Raw genomic sequence first — 16,772 nt, forward strand, 5'->3', positions numbered from 1 at the left:
AGGCCCCACCCTCGTACGCACAGGAGAAGGAGATCATGCACCTTCCGACGCTTCCGTCCTCGCCGGGCCTCACCGTGGCCCTGGCGGTCCGCAAGGACATCCACCGCTACGGGCTCGAAGGGATGCTGCACTCCCTGGAGTCGATCGCGAGCATCTTCAGCTACCCGACCGTCGCCGACGCCGCGGAGGCGGCGCCGAAGCTGTCGCCGGACCTCCTGCTCACCTCCGCGGCCGAGCTGGCGGAGGCCCCGGACGCGGCGCCGGCCCGGCGGCTGCGCGACCACGACGTGCGGCTGGTGGTCCTGGTCGGCCCCGAGGAGCGGATGACCCCGGCCTGGGCCCCGCACGTGCACGGCTTCGTGGACCGGTCGGCCCTCCACCTCAGCCTGCTGCGGGAGGCGGTCGCCGACGTGTCCGCCGGGCGCTTCCACGTGTCGGCGAGCCTGGCGCGGCGCCTGCTGGTGCCCGCCGACCCCGGCCCCGCGGTCGCGCTGACGGCGCGGGAGACCCAGGTCCTGGAACTGGTCGCGGGCGGCCTGAGCAACAAGCAGGCCGCCCGCGCACTGGGCATCTCGGAGAACGGTGTCAAGCGGCTGATGGGGAACATCCTCGCCAAGCTCAACAGCCCCAACCGCACCCTCGCCGTGGTCAGGGCGATGGAACTCGGCCTGCTGGCGAAGCCAGCAGCAGCGTGACCAGCTCGCGCTTGAGGACCTTGCCGCTGGGGCCGAGCGGCAGCCGCTCGACGAACTCCACCCGGCGCGGCCGCTTGTAGCCGGTCAACTCCCGGCGGGCCAACTCGTCGAGTCCGTCCACGAGTTCGGGGTCGGTGCCGAAGCCGTCCCGGCGCACCACGACGGCGCAGACCTGTTCGCCGCGGGCCGGATCGGGGACACCCACCACCGCGATCTGCTCGACGCCCGGGTGGCGCAGCAGCACGTCCTCGACCTCGCGCGGGTAGACGTTGTAGCCGCCCTGGATGATCACGTCCTTCTTCCGGTCCACCAGCGTGAGGTAGCCGTCCGGTGCCAGGCGCCCGAGGTCCCCGGACCGGAACCAGCCGTCCACCAGCACCTCGGCGGTGGCCTTCGGCAGGCCGAGGTAGCCGGCCATCACGTTGTGGCCCCGGACGACGACCTCGCCCACCTCGCCCACGGGCAGCAGTTCGACGCGGCCCTCCAGGTCGGCGCGGGCGACGGCCACCTCCACACCGGTGACCGGCAGCCCGACGGTGCCGGGCCGCGGCGGCGTCCCCGGGTGGTTGTACGAGACGCAGGGCGAGGTCTCGGTCAGGCCGTACCCCTCGTACACCTCGCAGCCGAGGACGGTCCGCACCTGGTTGAGGACGGGCACGGCCAGGGCGGATCCGCCGCTGTAGGCGCGCCGCAGCCGGTGCGCGGGCGCGCCCGCGGCCACCGCCTCCAGCAGCGCGTGGTACATGGTCGGCACGCCCATGAAGACGGTGCAGCCGTGGCGCGCCATCTCCTGGAGGGCCTGCTCGGCGGCGAACCGGGGCGCCAGGACGAGGGTGGCGCCGGCCAGGAAGCAGGTGCCCATGACGCAGACCTGCCCGAAGGTGTGCGACAGCGGCAGGCACCCGTAGAGCACGTCGTCGTCCTGGACCCCGAACGGGGAGACGGCGGTCACCTCGATGTTGGTGACGACGTTGCGGTGGGTGAGCATCGCGCCCTTGGGGCGGCCCGTGGTGCCCGAGGTGTAGAGGATCGCCGCCAGGTCGTCCGGGGCGACCGCCACGTGCCCGTCGACCGGCTGCCCCGGGTGGGGGGCGTCCAGGTCGATCCCGCCGGAGCGGTCGTCCGCCACGGTGAACAGCGCGATCCCGGCGGCCGAGGCGGCCGGCCCGCCCTGCCCGACGACGGTGCCCTCGCAGACCAGGGCGCGCGCGTCGCAGTCCTTGAGGACGAACTCCACCTCGGCGGTGCGGGACTGCGCGTTCATCGGCACCACGACCGCGCCCAGGGCCAGGACCCCGTAGTACGCGGCCGGGAAGCGGGGGGAGTTGGGCAGGAGCAGGACCACCCGGTCGCCGGGGCCGACGCCGTGGTGGCGCAGCACCGCGGCGTACTGGCGGGCCCGGTCCCACAGCTGCCCGTAGGTGACGACGGTGTCGTCCTGGACCAGGGCCGGACGGTCCGGCCGCCGTGCCGCCGTATCGGCGAGCACGGCGGCCAGGGAGCGGGTCACACAAGCTCCTTCGCGGTGGTGTGCCCGGCCGCGCGGTCGGAGGCGGTGGCGATCCCCAGCTCCTGCCAGATGCCCGCCAGGGCCTCGGCGAACTTCTCCACGTCGGCCTCCGTGTGGGTCGCCGACGGGGCGATCCGCAGGAGCTCCTCGCCCGCCCGGACGCTGGGGGCGTTGATGGCCTGGACGTACAGCTTGTGCCGGTCCAGGAGGAGCGCCGAGGCCTCCTTGCACAGGGCGTCGTCGCCGACCAGCGCCGAGACGATGTGCGAGTCGGGCGACAGGAACGGCACGTCGGCCTCCTGGAGCAGCCGGTGCAGCAGCTGGGCGTTGCGGGCCAGGCTCTCCCGCTCGGCGTCGGAGCCGCGCAGGTGGCGCACCGCGGCCAGGGCGCCTGCCGCGGTCGCGGGCGGCAGCGAGGTGGTGAAGACGAACGCCCGCGACATCGTGCGCACCGCGTCGACCAGGTCCTGCGGCCCGGCGATGTAGCCGCCGGCGGTGCCGAGGCCCTTGGCGAGGGTGCCCATGATGACGTCGAACCGGTGGGCGATGCCCTCACGGGCGGCGATGCCCGCGCCCTCGGGGCCGTACATGCCGATGGCGTGCACCTCGTCGAGGAAGGTGGTCGCGCCGTACTGCTCGGCCAGGTCGGCGATCTCGGCGAGCGGCGCCACGTCACCGGACATGGAGTACACCGACTCCAGCACGATCAGCTTGGGCGCCTCCGGGTCGGTCTCCGCGAGGAGTTCGGCCAGGTGCGCGACGTCGTTGTGGCGGAAGATGCGCTTCTGGGCGCCGCTGCGCCGCAGGCCGTCGATCATCGACGCGTGGTTCAGCTCGTCGGAGAAGACGACGGTGCCCTTGGGGTTGCCCGCGATCACCGCGAGCGCGCCGTCGTTGGCGGTGTAGCCGGAGGCGAAGAGCAGCGCCGCGTCCTTGCGGTGCCAGTCCGCGAGTTCGCGCTCCAGCTCCACGTGGCGGTGGTTGGTGCCGCCGATGTTGCGGGAGCCGCCGGAGCCGGCGCCGAACCGGGCCACGGCGTCGTGGACGGCGGCCAGGACGGAGGGGTGCTGTCCCATCCCGAGGTAGTCGTTGCTGCACCAGACGGTGATCTCGTTCTCCTCGTCCGCGGTGCGGGCGATCGCGCTGGGGAAGTTGCCGGCGCGGCGGCCGATCTCCAGGAAGGTGCGGGTGCGGCGCTGCTCCTCGGTGAGCTGCTGGGTGAAGTAGTCGAGGTGCCGGGGCATGGGAGTTCCTCTCGTTCGACACGACGTGAAAGTGGCTTGATCAGTACGGGGGTTGACCGGTACGGGAGTCGGGCCGGCGCGGTGCCTCAGGCGGTGGCGGCGGCGCTGTACTCGCGCAGCCGCGCCTTGTCGGGCTTGCCGGTCGGGTTCATGGGGAGTTCGTCGAGCACCAGGACCAGCTCGGGGGCCAGGGCCGGCGAGAGGTCGGCGCTGATGTGCTTGCGCACCGTCTCGGGGTCGACGGGCGTGCCGGGGCGGCAGGTCAGGGCGGCGTGGAGGTGCTCGGTGCCGTCGGCGTCGCGCACTCCGTAGACGGCCGCGAGGGCGACGCCGGGGACGGTCAGCAACTCGCGTTCGACCACGGCCGGGTAGATCTTCACCCCGTCGACCTTGACCACGTCGGAGACCCGGTCGAGCAGGTGGAGGTGGCCGCGGTCGTCGCGGTAGCCGATGTCGCCGGTGCGGTACCAGCCGTCGCGCAGCACGCCGGCGTCCAGGGCCGGGTCGAGGTAGCCGTCCATGAGCTGCGGGGAGCGCATCCGGATCTCGCCGACCTGGCCGTCGGCCAGCCGCACCCCGGTGTCCGGGTCCCACACCTCCAGCTCGACCTCGGGGAAGACCCGGCCGACCGTGGCGGCCAGGCCGGCGTCGGCGTGCCCGGCCGGGTCGAGGTAGCTGATCCGGCCGCTCTCCGTGGTGCCGTAGAGCTGCAGCAGGATCGGGCCGAACACCTCGTGCGCGGCGGCGAGGCGGCTGGGCGCCGCCGACGTCCCGCTGTAGCTCAGGCTCCGCAGGCCGGCCAGTCCGGCCGACCAGGCGTCGCGGTGGCCCAGGTCGTCGATGTGGTCGAGCAGCCGGTACAGCTGGGTGGTGGCCATGAAGGTGCGGGTGACGCGGTGCTCGACGACGGCGCGCACCACCTGCCGCGCGTCGAACTCCGGCAGCAGCACGACGCTGCCGCCCACCGCCAGGGCGCCGTCGACCAGGAGCCCGGCGCTGTGGCTCAGCGGGGTGCTGAACAGCGCCGTGATCTCGGGGGCCTCCGCGGGGGTGTCGACCGCGATCCGCACGGTGCCCTCCCAGGACCGCAGCGACTTGCGGATCCCCTTGGGGCGACCGGTGCTGCCGCTGGTGAACATGATGACCGCCAGGTCGTCGGGCTCCCCGCACGCCGGGGCGACGGCCCCGGGGTCGTCGGTGGGCGCCGTCCCGGCGGACCCGTCCTGTCCGGGGCCGACCAGGACCGCGCCGGAGCGCTCGGCCAGTTCGGCGGCCCGCGCCGCGCTGGTCCGGTCGGCGTACAGCACGCTCGCCCCGGTGTCCCGCACGATGCCGAGCTGGTCGGCGAGCGGCAGCATGGCCGTGCTGGTGCCCGGGTTGGTGGAGCGCAGGTAGCAGACCGCGGCGCCGGCCAGGTGGGCGGCGTGCCGCACGCCGAGCATGTCCGGGCTGTTGGGCGCGGTGAGCACGGCGACCACGGTGCCGCGCCCGACGCCGTTCGCCCGCAGGGTGCGGTAGGTGCCGGTGACGGCCCGCAGGTAGTCCGCCGCGGTCAGTTCCGTACCCGGGTAGCGCAGCACCACCTTGTCGGGGTGCGCCGCCAGCGCCTCCAGCACCTCGGGCACGTAGCCGCCCGCGTCCGACCACCAGGCCCCGCCCGCAGTCACCATGCCGCCCTCTCCTCACCGCCCCGCCGAACCCGGCGGCCAGCCGTTGACCTGACACCTGGAGTCTTCTGGTCGCCGACGGCGCGGAACAGGCGTGTTCGGGCAGGTCGGTGGTGCGCCCGGGCGGGCTGTACTACGGGGGTACCCGAACGGGTAGGCCACCCGGTGGCGGCGGCCGCACTGTCCGTCAGGAGCTCCCCGGGAGGGCGGGAGTGGGCGAATGTGAACAGTATGTGCTGTCGCTCACGGAGGGGGGAGCGGCGCAGAACCGCTGACCTGCAACGATCTGGTGGGCTGATGGATCGATTCGGGAATCGTGCTTGATCGCCGCTCCCGGACGGCGCAGGATCAATCCCGGCAAGGCACCGAGCTGTGCCGTGACACGGGGGATTGAGCGAGCCGTATCTCCTCGGCTCCGAGCGACTTTCACTCACTTTCCTGACGGGATTTCCGACGGGCGGCTTCGGGCCGCTCCTTCCCATGTCACGACCGCGCCGGTTTTTCCCACTACACCGATGTTGCGGGGGAAGTGTGTTGCAACAGCCTTACTCATATCGGTACAGAGCCCTGGTGGAGCCCGACTGGCGGAGGATCCCCGGTTGGCGCGAGGTGACCGAGCAGGAGTGGCACGATCCGCAGTGGCAGCGTGTGCACTGCGTGAAGAACGTCCGCCAGCTCCGGGCGGCCTACGGCGACCTGCTGTCCGAGGAGTTCTACCTCGACGTGGAGCGCGACCAGGCGGAGCGGGCGACCATGTCGCTGCTGCTGCCGCCGTACGTGCTCAGCATGATGGTGCCGCACGCCGAACCGGACGCCGAGAGCATGTACGCGGACCCGGTGCGCCGGCACATGCTGCCGGTGTTCTCCGACCGGGACCCGGAGTGGCCCTCGCACCCCTACGCCTCGCGGGACTCGCTGCACGAGGCGGAGATGTGGGTGGTCGAGGGACTGACCCACCGTTACCCGACCAAGGTGCTGGCCGAGTTGGTCTCCACCTGCCCCCAGTACTGCGGGCACTGCACCCGGATGGACCTGGTCGGCAACTCGACGCCGCAGATCCTCAAGTTGAAGTTCACGGTCAAGCAGGCCGACCGCCACGACGCCATGCTGGACTACCTGCGCCGGACGCCGTCCGTCCGCGACGTGGTGGTCTCCGGCGGCGACGTGGCCAACGTGCCGTGGCCCCGGCTGGAGTCCTTCGTCTCGGCGCTGCTGGAGCTGGACCACATCCGGGACATCCGGCTGGCCTCCAAGGCGCTGATGGACCTGCCGCAGCACTGGCTCAGCGACGACGCCCAGCGCACCATGGGCCGACTGGCCGCCACCGCGCGCGAGCGCGGCGTCAGCCTGGCCGTGCACACCCACACCAACTCCGCGCAGCAGGTGACCCCGCTGAACGCGCGGGCCGCCCGGAGCATGCTCGACCTCGGTGTGCGCGACGTGCGCAACCAGGGCGTCATGCTGCGCGGGGTCAACGACACCCCCGAGTCGCTGCTCGACCTGTGCTTCGCGCTGCTCGACGGCGCCGGGGTGATGCCGTACTACTTCTACCTCTGCGACATGATCCCGAACGCCGAGCACTGGCGCCTCGCCCTGTGGGAGACCCAGGCGTTGCAGCAGGCGGTCATGGGGTACCTGCCGGGCTTCGCCACGCCCCGGCTGGTCTGCGACGTGCCGTTCGTCGGCAAGCGCTGGGTGCACCAGACCGAGCACTACGACCGTGAGCGCGGCATCTCGTACTGGTCCAAGAACTACGTGACCTCACTGGAACAGGACGACCCGTACGCGCTCGCCAAGTCGTACGAGTACTACGACCCGATCCAGACCCTCGGCGAGGCGGGGCGCGAGTGGTGGCGCTCCCACGTCGCAGTGTCGGAAACCGTCCCGAGCACCAGGAGCTCCCATGAGTGACCTCAGCCCCATCGCGCCGCTCCCGGTGCGGCAGAAGTTCCTGGTCGATCCCGACCTGGGGGCCGGCAACTTCCTGGAGTACGCCCTCAAGTACAACCCGAACACCGACGTGCCGCTGGTCTACAGCCACCGGACGGACGAGCGCGGGCAGGTCGCGCTGCGCGGGTACAGCCTGAACGAGCTGGCGGCCATCCGCGACCAGTACGCCCGCTGGTACTGGGCGAACGGCGTGCGGCCCGGCGAGCCGGTCGCGCTCTACATCGCCGAGGGCCTCCAGCCGATCCTGCACTTCCTGGCGCTCACCGCGCTCGGCGCCGTCCCGGCGCTGGTCAACGACGCGATGCCGATCGCGACGGCCAAGCGCTACCTGGACCACGTCGGCGTGGTCGGCCTGGTCGCGGACGACCCGCGGCTGATCTCGGCGGCCTACAAGCCCGGGCAGCCGCGGCCCCGGTTCATCGTGCCGTCCGCGGAGATCCGCGCGCACGACCCCGAGTCGGGCACGCTCCCGGACGTCTACCCGTTCCGGCACGCCGCCGAGGACGTGGTGGGGCTGATCCACTCCTCCGGCACCACCGGCACCCCCAAGTCCACCATGGTGGCCCACCGCCAGTTCTGGGTCGGCAAGGAGACGCGCATGGTGCGCTTCCCGGCCGAGCCGTACGACCGGCTGCTGTCGCTGATGCCGCACACCCACGCCGGCGGTCTCAGCTACCTGCTCACCACGATCCTGCTGGGCCTGCCCACCCTGACCATGGGCGACTGGCGGCGCACCGCGGTGGAGCCGGTGATGAAGGCCTTCCAGCCCACCATGGTCGCCTCGTTCGCCCGCACCTTCGTCGAACTCGCCACCGGCGAGGCCCCGGTGGAGGCCGCCGCCAAGGTGCACACCTGGTTCAACACCGGCGACTCGGCGCACTTCGGCCACATCCGCCGGCTGGTGCGGCTCGGTGAGCGGCCCTCCGGCCTGATCCAGCCCTGGCTGCTCCCCGAGGGCGCCGCCGGCCAGGCGGTGCTGCCCGGCTCCCGGTTCGTCGACGGCCTGGGCTCCTCCGAGATGGGCATGGCGCTGTTCGGGCAGGTCACCACCCCGGAGACGCCCCGCGACGACCGCTGCGTCGGCCTGCCGGTCGAGGTGGTCGAGCACGCCGCCGTCCTGGACGACGACGGCAACGAGGTGCCGGACGGCACGGTCGGCTACCTCGCGGTCAAGACCCCGTCCCGCACCCCCGGTTACTGGAACGACCCGGAGCTGACCAGCAGCTTCGAGCTGGCCGGCTACTGGCTGACCGGCGACATCGCCCGCCGCACCGAGGACGGCCGGTTCTACCACCTGGACCGCACGGTCGACGTGATCAACACCGCCGCGGGCCCGGTCTACAGCCTCCCGCTGGAGGAGGTGCTGATCGCCGACTGCGAGGACCTGGTGATGGACTGTTCGGTCATCGGCGTGCCCGGCGCGCTCGGTGACGGCCAGCAGCCGATCGCCGTGGTCCGGCTCCAGCAGGGCGCGCTCGGCACCGACCCGGCCAGGATCCTCGACGCGGCGAACAAGGCCATGGCGGCGGCCGGCCTGGCCGAGCTGGCCGCGGTCTTCGTGGCCGAGCAGGAGGGCGACTTCCCGACCGGCCCCACCGGCAAGGTGCTCAAGCGCGAGCTGCGCACCCGCTACGCCACCGCGCTGACGGCCGATGCCGCCCAGCAGTAGTCCGGCTCCACCTCCACTCCTTCACGGCTACCAGGAAGAGCTATGTCAGGAGAGAAGCAGACACGTGTGATCGGCGTCATCGGTGCCGGTCCCCGGGGGCTCTCCGTCGTGGAACGGTTAACCGTCAACGCGACGGAGGGCGGCCACCCGGTCGTGATCCACGTGGTGGATCCGTTCGTCGGCAGCGGCGGTCGGGTCTGGGACATCACGCAGCCGACCGAACTGCTGATGAACACGGTGGCGTCGCAGGTCACCATGTTCACCGACCCGAGCGTCACCTGCGAAGGCCCGATACGTCCGGGACCGAGCCTGTACGAGTGGGCGAAGCTGGACATCGAGCTGGCGCCCCTGGAGTACCCGGGGTGGGTGAGCGAGGAGGCCGCGGAGCTCGGCCCGGACTCCTACCCCTCCCGGGCCTTCTACGGCCACTACCTGGTCTGGGTGCTCGACCGCCTGATCAGCACGGCCCCCGACCACGTCTCGATCCGGCTGCACCGCAACACCGCGGTCAGCCTGACCGAGGCCGAGGACGGTTCGCAGATCGTCACCCTGGACGACGGCAGCGGACTGCTGCTGGACAGCGTCGTCCTGGCCCAGGGGCACCTGGACATGCCGCCGAGCGCGGGCGAACTGGGCCTGGAGGGCTACGCCCGGGCCCAGGGCCTCGGCTACCTGCCGCCGACCAACCCGGCCGAGGCGGACCTGGACTTCGTCGCCCCCGGCCAGCCGGTCGCGCTGCGGGGACTGGGGCTCAACTTCTTCGACTACCTGACGCTGCTGACCGCCGGCCGCGGCGGCACCTTCGTCCGGGAGGGCGAGCGGCTGCGCTACCGCCCGTCCGGCCGGGAGCCGTTGATGTACGCCGGCTCCCGGCGCGGCATCCCGTACCACGCGCGCGGCGAGAACCAGAAGGGCGCCTTCGGCCGCCACTGGCCGGGCTCCCGCACCATGGAACGGATCAACGTGCTGCGCGAGCAGCGCCGGCTGGGCGCGGAGGTCGAGTTCACCCGGCACATCTGGCCGCTGGTCGACCGCGAGGTCACCGGGGTCTACTACCACGCGCTGATCTCCGAGCGGCGCGGCGGCGAGCAGGCCGACGCCTTCCTGCGGGAGTACGGCGACCGGCCGCCGGGCGCGGACGACGAGGAGCTGCTCGGCCGGTTCGGCCTCGGGCCGGCCGACCGCTGGGACTGGGACGCGATCGCCCGGCCGTACGGGGAGCGCAAGTTCCTCGGCCGGGTCGAGTTCCAGGACTGGCTGCTCGGCCACCTGCGGCAGGACCTGGTGGAGGCCCGGCGCGGCAACGTCGGCGGGGCGCTGAAAGCGGCCCTGGACGTCATGCGCGACCTGCGCAACGAGGTCCGCCTGCTGGTCGACCACGCCGGGATCACCGGCGAGTCCTACCGCGACGAGCTGCAGTCCTGGTACACCCCGCTCAACGCCTACGTCTCGATCGGTCCGCCGCCCAGACGGATCGAGGAGCTGATCGCCCTGGTCGAGGCGGGCGTGGTGACCATGCTCGCCCCCGGCATGCGGGTCACGCCCGCACCGGCGGGGGCCGGGTTCACCGTCGACTCCACGTCCGTCCCGGGCGGGGAGGTCGAGGTGACCGCGCTGATCGAGGCGCGGCTGCCCGAGGTGGACATCCGGACCACCGAGGACCCGCTGGTCCGCAACCTGGTGGACCGCCGGGCCTGCCGGCCGTACCTGATCCCCACCGGCACCGACGGGCACGTCGAGACCGGCGGGCTGACGGTCACCGAGCGCCCGTACCGGCTGGTCGACGCGGCGGGCCGGGTGCACCCGTACCGCTACGCCTTCGGGGTGCCGACCGAGACGGTGCACTGGGCGACCGCGGCCGGGATCCGGCCCGGGGTCGACTCGGTGATCCTCGGCGACGCCGACGCGATCGCCCGGGCCTGCCTGTCGGCCGAACCGGGCCAGCGCTCGCCGTCGGCGGCGCGGGTGCGGGTCACCCTCTGAGCGCCGGGCTCCACCGCACCACCCGGTGGCCCCGGCCGCCGGTCGTACCGACAAGTTCCTTGAGAAAGTCCTGAGTTGAACCATCCAGAAGGAGGACCGCGCAGTGCCCGAACAGGCCGCGTCCGATTCGACCGTACGCCGACCGAGCGGCAGTGACCGCGCACCGGTGAGCGTCGACGCCGGACTGCTCTCACCGGTCTGGGCGGGCACCGACGCGCTCCGAACCCTGGGCGACGAGGCATGGGTCGCCGCGATGCTGGAGACCGAGGTCGCGCTGGCCCGTGCCCAGGCGTCCCTCGGCGTGATACCCGCCGACACGGCGGGAGCGATCGCCGAGGGCGCCGCGAGAGCCCGGATCGACGTCGCCGAGCTGGCCGCCGAGGCCCGCGGCGCCGCCAACCCGGTCGTCGTCCTGGTCCGGGAGCTGACGGCGGCGGTCGCCGCCGTCGACCCCGCCGCCGCCGGGTACGTGCACCTCGGCAGCACCAGCCAGGACATCCTGGACTCGGCCGCGATGCTGCTCGGCGCGAGAGTGCTGGCGGACATCCGGCAGAACCTCTCCCGGGTGGCCGCGGCGCTGGCGAAGCTCGCCGACGAGCACCGCACCACCCCGATGGCCGCCCGCACCCTGGCCCAGCACGCCGTGCCCACCACCTTCGGGTTGAAGGCGGCCGGCTGGCTGGACTCGGTGCTGGACACCCTCGAGCGGGTCGACCGCACCGTCGCCCTGCTGCCGGCCCAACTGGGCGGCGCGGCCGGCACGATGGCGGCCTACCAGGAGTACGCCAGGGCCACCCCGGCCGACCGGCCCGGCCACGGGATCGAGCTCGCGGCGCGCTTCGCCGCCGAACTCGGCCTGCGCGAGCCCTCCGCCCCCTGGCACAGCCTGCGCGTCCCGCTGAACGACCTCGGCTGGGTGCTCAGTTCCGTCACCGGGACGCTGGGGAAGTTCGCCCTGGACGTCCAGGGGATGTCCCGCACCGAGGTCGGCGAGGTCGCCGAACCGGCCGCCGCAGGCCGCGGCGTCTCCTCGGCGATGCCCCAGAAGCGCAACCCGGTGCTGGCCACCCTCATCATGGCGGCCGCGCGTCAACTGCCCGCCCACGCGCTGATCCTGGCCCAGAGCATGGTGGCCGAGGACGAGCGGGCGCCCGGCGCCTGGCACGCCGAGTGGCAGCCGCTGCGCGAGGCGCTGCGGCTGGCCTCGGGCGCGGCCTACACGGCCGTGGAGCTCGCCGAGGGCCTGGAGGTCTTCCCGGAGCGGATGCGGGAGAACCTGGCGCTCACCGGCGGCTCGATCGTCTCCGAGCGGCTGAACGTCGCCCTCGCCCCGCTGCTGGGCAAGGCCGAGGCGAAGAAGCTGCTGGCCGAGTGCGCCCGCCGGTCCGCCTCCGGTACTGCCTCGTTCACCGAGGTGATGGAGGCCCGCTCGGACCTGGTGGCCAAGCTGCCGGCCGGCGTCACCGTCCAGGACCTGCTGGCCCCCGAGGGCTACCTGGGTGCCGCCGAACAGCTGGTGGACCGCGTGCTGCGGCGCCACCAGGAGAACCACGCGTGAAGGAGCCAGCATGAGTGACCACCTCTCCCCGGCGGTGCGCCCCCGCGGGCTGCACGGCCCGGTGGCGTTCTGGCTGATCGCCACCACCCAGTGCCTGCTGCTGTTCGCCTCCAGCGCGCCGTCCCCGCTCTACGTGGTCTACCAGGCGAAGTGGGGCTTCTCCTCGATCACCCTGACCGAGGTGTTCGCGGCCTACGCGATCGCGCTGCTGGTCGCGCTGCTCGTGGTCGGCGGACTGTCCGACTACATCGGCCGCAAGCCGGTGCTGCTCGGCGCGCTCGTCGTCGAGGTGGCCAGCATGGCGCTGTTCATCCGCGCCGACGGCGTCGCCTGGCTGATGGCCGCCCGGATCGCCCAGGGCCTGGCCACCGGCGCCGCGACCGGGGCGACCAGCGCCGCGATGCTGGACCTCGCCCCGCAGCACCGGCCCCGGCTCGGCCCGCTGGTCAACAGCGCCGCGCCGATCGTCGGCCTGGCGCTGGGCGCGCTCGGCGCGGGCCTGCTGGTCCAGTACGCGCCGCACCCGCAGACCCTGGTGTACGCCCTGCTGCTCGCGGCCTTCGTGCTCTGCGCGCTGGGCGTCCCCGCGCTCGCCGAGACCTCGCCGCGCCGGCCGGGCGCGGTGGCCTCGCTGATGCCGCGGACGGGCATCCCGCGCGAGGCCAGGCCGATGTTCCTGGTGGTGGTGCCCTGCCTGTTCGCGGTCTGGGCGCTGGGCGGCCTCTACATGTCGCTCGGCCCGTCGATCGCGGCCGGCATCCTGCACATCTCCAACCACGTCATCGGCGGCCTGGTCATCTTCGCGCTGACCGGGACGGGGGCGGTCGGCTCGCTGCTGCGCCGCAACCACCCGCCGCGGCAGACCATGACCCTCGGCTTCGTGGCCTTCTTCGTCGGGGTCGGCGCCACCCTGGGCGCCCTGGCCACGGCCTCCACCCCGCTGTTCTTCGTCGGCACGGTGATCGCCGGGTACGGCTTCGGGACGGGCTTCCTGAGCGCCTTCCAGACCGTCGGGCCGCTCGCCGGACCGGAGGTCCGCGCCGAACTGATCGCCAGCATGTACGTCGTCTGCTACCTGGGGTTCAGCCTGCCGGCCGTCGCCGCCGGGGTGGCCGTGGGCCACATCGGGTTGAAGTCCACCGCGACGGTGTACGGCATCGCCGTGATGGTGCTCGCGGTGGCCGCCACCGCCGGTCTCCAGGTGCAGCAGCGCAAGGAGCGGCGCCGGCAGCGCGACGGGAGCGAGCCGGTGCCCGTCTCCGGGTCGGCGCGCCGTTGACCGACCGTCCACGCGCCCCGCTCACGTCCAGGTTCACGTCCAGGTTCACGTCTACCCGAGGTGCTTCCCATGACTGACGACAACCGGCCGGCCGGCTACGACCCGGCCGAGGTGGACGTCCTCCGCCGGTTCCTGCTCACCGCCCGGCGCGACCCGGACGCCGTCGCCGTCGTCGACGACACGTCGACCGTGACGTACGGCGAACTGGAGCGCCGGGTACGGCGGATCGCCGCCCGGCTCGGCGCGGACCGCGGCACGGTGGCCGTGCTGACCTCCCGCTCCGCGGACACCGTGGCGGCGCTGCTCGGCGTGCTCGCGGCCGGCGGCACCTACTGCCCGATCGACCCGGCGTTCCCGCCGGAGCGCACGGCCGCGCTGCTGGCGGCCGCCGGGGTCCGCGTCGCGATCGCCGCGGACCCCGGGCGGCTGCCCGCCGGGGTGCCGGTGCTGGACCCGTCCGACGCCGCGGGCAGCGAGGAGCCCGAGGACTTCCCGGAAGGCCGGCTGCCCGAGCCCGACCCGGCCGCCCCCGCCTACCTGCTCTTCACCTCGGGCTCCACCGGGCAGCCCAAGCCGGTGGTCACCCCGCGGCGGGCGATCGGCGCCTCGGTGGCCTCGCTGGCCACCCTGTTCGCGGTCGCCCCCGGTGACCGGGTGCTCCAGTTCGCCTCGCTCAACTGGGACACCTGCTTCGAGGAGATCCTGCCCGCGCTCACCGTCGGCGCGACCCTGGTCTTCGACGCGGACGCCTACTCGGCCTCCTTCCCGCGCTTCCTGCGGATGGTCGAGCGGCACCGGATCACCCTGCTGGACCTGCCCACGGCGTTCTGGCACGAGTTCGTCCACCACCTGACCGAGGAGCGGGCCGCCCTGCCGGAGAGCCTGCGCACCGTCGTCATCGGCGGCGAGGCGGCCCGGCCGGCCCGGATCGACGACTGGTGCGCGCTGCCCGGCGCCGACGCCGTCCGCCTGGTCAACACCTACGGCTGCACCGAGACCACCCTGGTCACCCACGCGATCGACCTGCACGGACCGCTCGCCGGCCCGGCCGTCGCCGCGGGGGCCGCCCGGGTCGTCCCGATCGGCCGGGCGCTGCCGCACGTCCGGGAGCAGATCGGCGAGGACGGCGAGCTGCTGATCGGCGGGGACGGGCTGGCGCTCGGCTACCGGGGCCTGCCGGAGGTCACCGCCGAGCGGTTCGCCGAACTCGACCTGCCCGGCGCGCCGGGGCGCTACTTCCGCACCGGCGACCGGGTCCGCCGGGAGCCGGACGGCGTCCTCGTCCACCAGGGCCGCCTGGACGACGAGCTCAAGGTCCGCGGCATCCGGGTCAGCCCGGGCGAGGTCGAGGCGCAGATCTGCGCCCACCCGGACGTGGCGGCCGCCGCCGCCACCGGCGCCGCGCTGGGCGACCACACCGTCCTGGTCGCCTATGTGACACCCCGTCCGCACGCCGACGCCGACACCCTCGCGGCCGGGCTCGCCCGGTACCTGCGCACGTCGGGCCCCAGCCACCTCGTACCGTCCCGGATCACCGTCGTGCCCGAACTCGTCCTCACCGCGAGCGGCAAGGTCGACCGGCGCCGGACCCACCAGATGTACACAACCAGCAACTGACGCAAGGAGAATGACCGTGTCCACCGTTGGTACCGTCGACAGCGTGATCGGCATCTTCGGCCGGGTCCTGGAATCCGACCAGGTGACCGCCGACTCGGACTTCTTCGACCTGGGCGGGGACTCCCTGCTCGCCACCCGGGTGCTCAGCGGGGTCGCCCGCGAGTTCGGCGCGGAGTTCGGCATCGCCGAGTTCATCGACGCCCCGACCCCGGCCGCCCTGGCCAAGCTGATCGAAGGTGCGGCCCGATGAGCGTCATCGTTGTCGGAGCCGGCCTGGCCGGACTCACCGCCGCCACCGAACTGGCCGCCAGAGGCGTCGAGGTGACCGTCCTGGAGGCCCGCGACCGGGTCGGCGGCCGCACCCACGGCCTGGAGGTCGCCCCCGGCCAGTGGGCCGACGCGGGCGCCGCCTACCTCGGCGAGCGCCACACCGAGCTCAAGGCGCTGATCGAGCGCCTCGGCCTGGCCACCGCGCCCACCACCATGGTCGGCCGGAGCCGGTTCTCCCTGGGCGGCGACCCGGAGAGCACCGACGGCCGCTTCCCGCCGCTCAGCCCGATCGCCCTCGGCGAGATGTTCGACCTGCTGGACGAGGTCACCAAGGCGGTCCGCGCGGACGCCCCGCACCTCACCCCGGACGCGGAGCGGCTGGACCGGCTCACCGTGGCCGAGTGGATCGAGCAGAACGTCCAGCACCCCGACGCCCGGCTGTTCTTCCCGCTGTTCCTCGGCGAGATGATGGCCGCCGACCCGGCCGACGTGTCGGTGCTGCACATGGCCTTCTACCTGAACTCCGGCGGCGGCATCCGCTACCTCAACGCCTTCCAGGGCGGCGCCCAGGAGGAGCGGGTCGACGGCGGCGCGCACCGGCTGAGCGAGCTGCTGGCCGACAAGCTCGGCGACCGGGTGCTGCTCTCCCGGCCGGTGCGCCTGGTCGAGCAGATCGGCGACCGGGTCCGGGTGCACACCGACCAGGGCGTGCACGAGGGCGACAGCGTGGTCATCGCGCTGCCGCCGCTGCTGGCCGACACCGTCGAGTTCCGGCCGGAGCTGCCCGCGCCGCGGTCGAGCGAGGTCACCGCGCGGGGCTGCGCCGTCAAGGTCCACCTGATCCACCCCAAGCCGCTCTGGCGCGACCACGGGCTGTCCGGCTGGTCGGTCAGCTCCGACGGGCCGCTGCTGTCCACCGTGGACGACTCGCCCCCCGGCGAGGGCGTCGGCATCCTGACCGGCTTCGTCACCGGCAGCGAGGCCAAGACCTTCGCGGCCCTGCCCGCCGAGGAGCAGCGCAGCGCCGTCCTGGCCCAGGCCCGGCGGCTCTTCCCGCAGCTGCCCGAGCCGATCGGCTACCACGTCACCGACTGGGTCAACGAGGAGTACAGCCGCGGCTGCTACGCCGCGCTGTTCGGGCCGGGCGACTGGCTGGCCCAGGGCCCGCAGCTGACCGAGCCGTTCGGCCGGGTGCACTGGGCCGGCACGGAGACCAGCACCGAGTTCTTCGGCCTGATGGAGGGCGCGATCCGCTCGGGCCTGCGGGCGGCGGAGGAGATCGCTCCGGCCGGCTGACCGGCCCCGAGCGACTGATATATCGTCACATCGC

12 protein-coding genes are annotated in these 16,772 nt (G+C 73.2%); 9 read left to right on the plus strand and 3 right to left on the minus strand.

Annotated features, from left to right (window positions below; translation table 11 throughout):
• Nucleotides 1–35 precede the first annotated feature (35 nt).
• Complete coding sequence (locus ACFY2K_RS04280; RefSeq protein ID WP_375887218.1) at nucleotides 36–695, plus strand: LuxR C-terminal-related transcriptional regulator; 660 nt, start codon at nucleotides 36–38, stop codon at nucleotides 693–695.
• On the opposite strand, the gene ACFY2K_RS04285 is transcribed toward ACFY2K_RS04280, so the two are convergent.
• The 3 genes from ACFY2K_RS04285 to ACFY2K_RS04295 all read right to left on the minus strand — a co-directional run bounded on the left by ACFY2K_RS04285 (nucleotide 649) and on the right by ACFY2K_RS04295 (nucleotide 5,119).
• Nucleotides 649–2,205 carry a long-chain fatty acid--CoA ligase gene (locus ACFY2K_RS04285; protein ID WP_380586670.1) on the minus strand — a complete coding sequence of 519 codons (1,557 nt, stop codon included), beginning with the start codon at nucleotides 2,203–2,205 and terminating at the stop codon, nucleotides 649–651. The two genes, ACFY2K_RS04280 and ACFY2K_RS04285, sit on opposite strands and share 47 nt — an antisense overlap.
• Complete coding sequence (hemA, locus tag ACFY2K_RS04290) at nucleotides 2,202–3,449, minus strand: 5-aminolevulinate synthase (protein WP_380523202.1); 1,248 nt, start codon at nucleotides 3,447–3,449, stop codon at nucleotides 2,202–2,204. The genes ACFY2K_RS04285 and hemA overlap by 4 nt, the downstream gene beginning before the upstream one ends.
• Before the next feature lie 86 nt (nucleotides 3,450–3,535).
• Nucleotides 3,536–5,119, minus strand: a complete 1,584-nt coding sequence (locus ACFY2K_RS04295) for a class I adenylate-forming enzyme family protein (RefSeq protein WP_380523201.1) — start codon at nucleotides 5,117–5,119, stop codon at nucleotides 3,536–3,538.
• 567 nt (nucleotides 5,120–5,686) lie between these two features.
• Between ACFY2K_RS04295 and ACFY2K_RS04300 the strand changes: the two genes are divergently transcribed.
• The 8 genes from ACFY2K_RS04300 (at nucleotide 5,687) to ACFY2K_RS04335 (ending at nucleotide 16,738) form a co-directional block, all read left to right on the plus strand.
• Entirely contained in the window at nucleotides 5,687–7,027 is a 1,341-nt protein-coding gene (locus ACFY2K_RS04300; RefSeq protein WP_375887229.1) for a KamA family radical SAM protein, read from the plus strand.
• Complete coding sequence (locus tag ACFY2K_RS04305) at nucleotides 7,020–8,735, plus strand: class I adenylate-forming enzyme family protein (RefSeq protein WP_380523200.1); 1,716 nt, start codon at nucleotides 7,020–7,022, stop codon at nucleotides 8,733–8,735. Before ACFY2K_RS04300 ends, ACFY2K_RS04305 begins: the two co-directional genes overlap by 8 nt.
• A gap of 108 nt (nucleotides 8,736–8,843) precedes the next feature.
• A complete protein-coding gene (locus tag ACFY2K_RS04310) occupies nucleotides 8,844–10,718 on the plus strand; it encodes an FAD/NAD(P)-binding protein (protein WP_380523198.1) in 1,875 nt (624 codons plus the stop codon).
• 103 nt (nucleotides 10,719–10,821) lie between these two features.
• Nucleotides 10,822–12,276, plus strand: a complete 1,455-nt coding sequence (locus ACFY2K_RS04315) for an adenylosuccinate lyase family protein (RefSeq protein ID WP_387709524.1) — start codon at nucleotides 10,822–10,824, stop codon at nucleotides 12,274–12,276.
• Nucleotides 12,277–12,286: 10 nt separating this feature from the next.
• On the plus strand, nucleotides 12,287–13,555 hold the full coding sequence (locus tag ACFY2K_RS04320; RefSeq protein ID WP_387709526.1) for an MFS transporter: 1,269 nt from the start codon (nucleotides 12,287–12,289) through the stop codon (nucleotides 13,553–13,555).
• Nucleotides 13,556–13,624: 69 nt separating this feature from the next.
• Nucleotides 13,625–15,172: an amino acid adenylation domain-containing protein gene (locus tag ACFY2K_RS04325; protein ID WP_387709528.1), complete on the plus strand. Its 1,548-nt coding sequence runs from the start codon at nucleotides 13,625–13,627 to the stop codon at nucleotides 15,170–15,172.
• Between the two features lie 16 nt (nucleotides 15,173–15,188).
• Complete coding sequence (locus ACFY2K_RS04330; RefSeq protein WP_360237721.1) at nucleotides 15,189–15,422, plus strand: phosphopantetheine-binding protein; 234 nt, start codon at nucleotides 15,189–15,191, stop codon at nucleotides 15,420–15,422.
• Nucleotides 15,419–16,738 carry a flavin monoamine oxidase family protein gene (locus tag ACFY2K_RS04335; protein ID WP_387709530.1) on the plus strand — a complete coding sequence of 440 codons (1,320 nt, stop codon included), beginning with the start codon at nucleotides 15,419–15,421 and terminating at the stop codon, nucleotides 16,736–16,738. The genes ACFY2K_RS04330 and ACFY2K_RS04335 overlap by 4 nt, the downstream gene beginning before the upstream one ends.
• The last annotated feature ends 34 nt before the right edge of the window (nucleotides 16,739–16,772 follow it).

This window comes from Kitasatospora sp. NPDC001309 (genome assembly GCF_042896295.1).
Taxonomy (GTDB): Bacteria; Actinomycetota; Actinomycetes; order Streptomycetales; family Streptomycetaceae; genus Kitasatospora.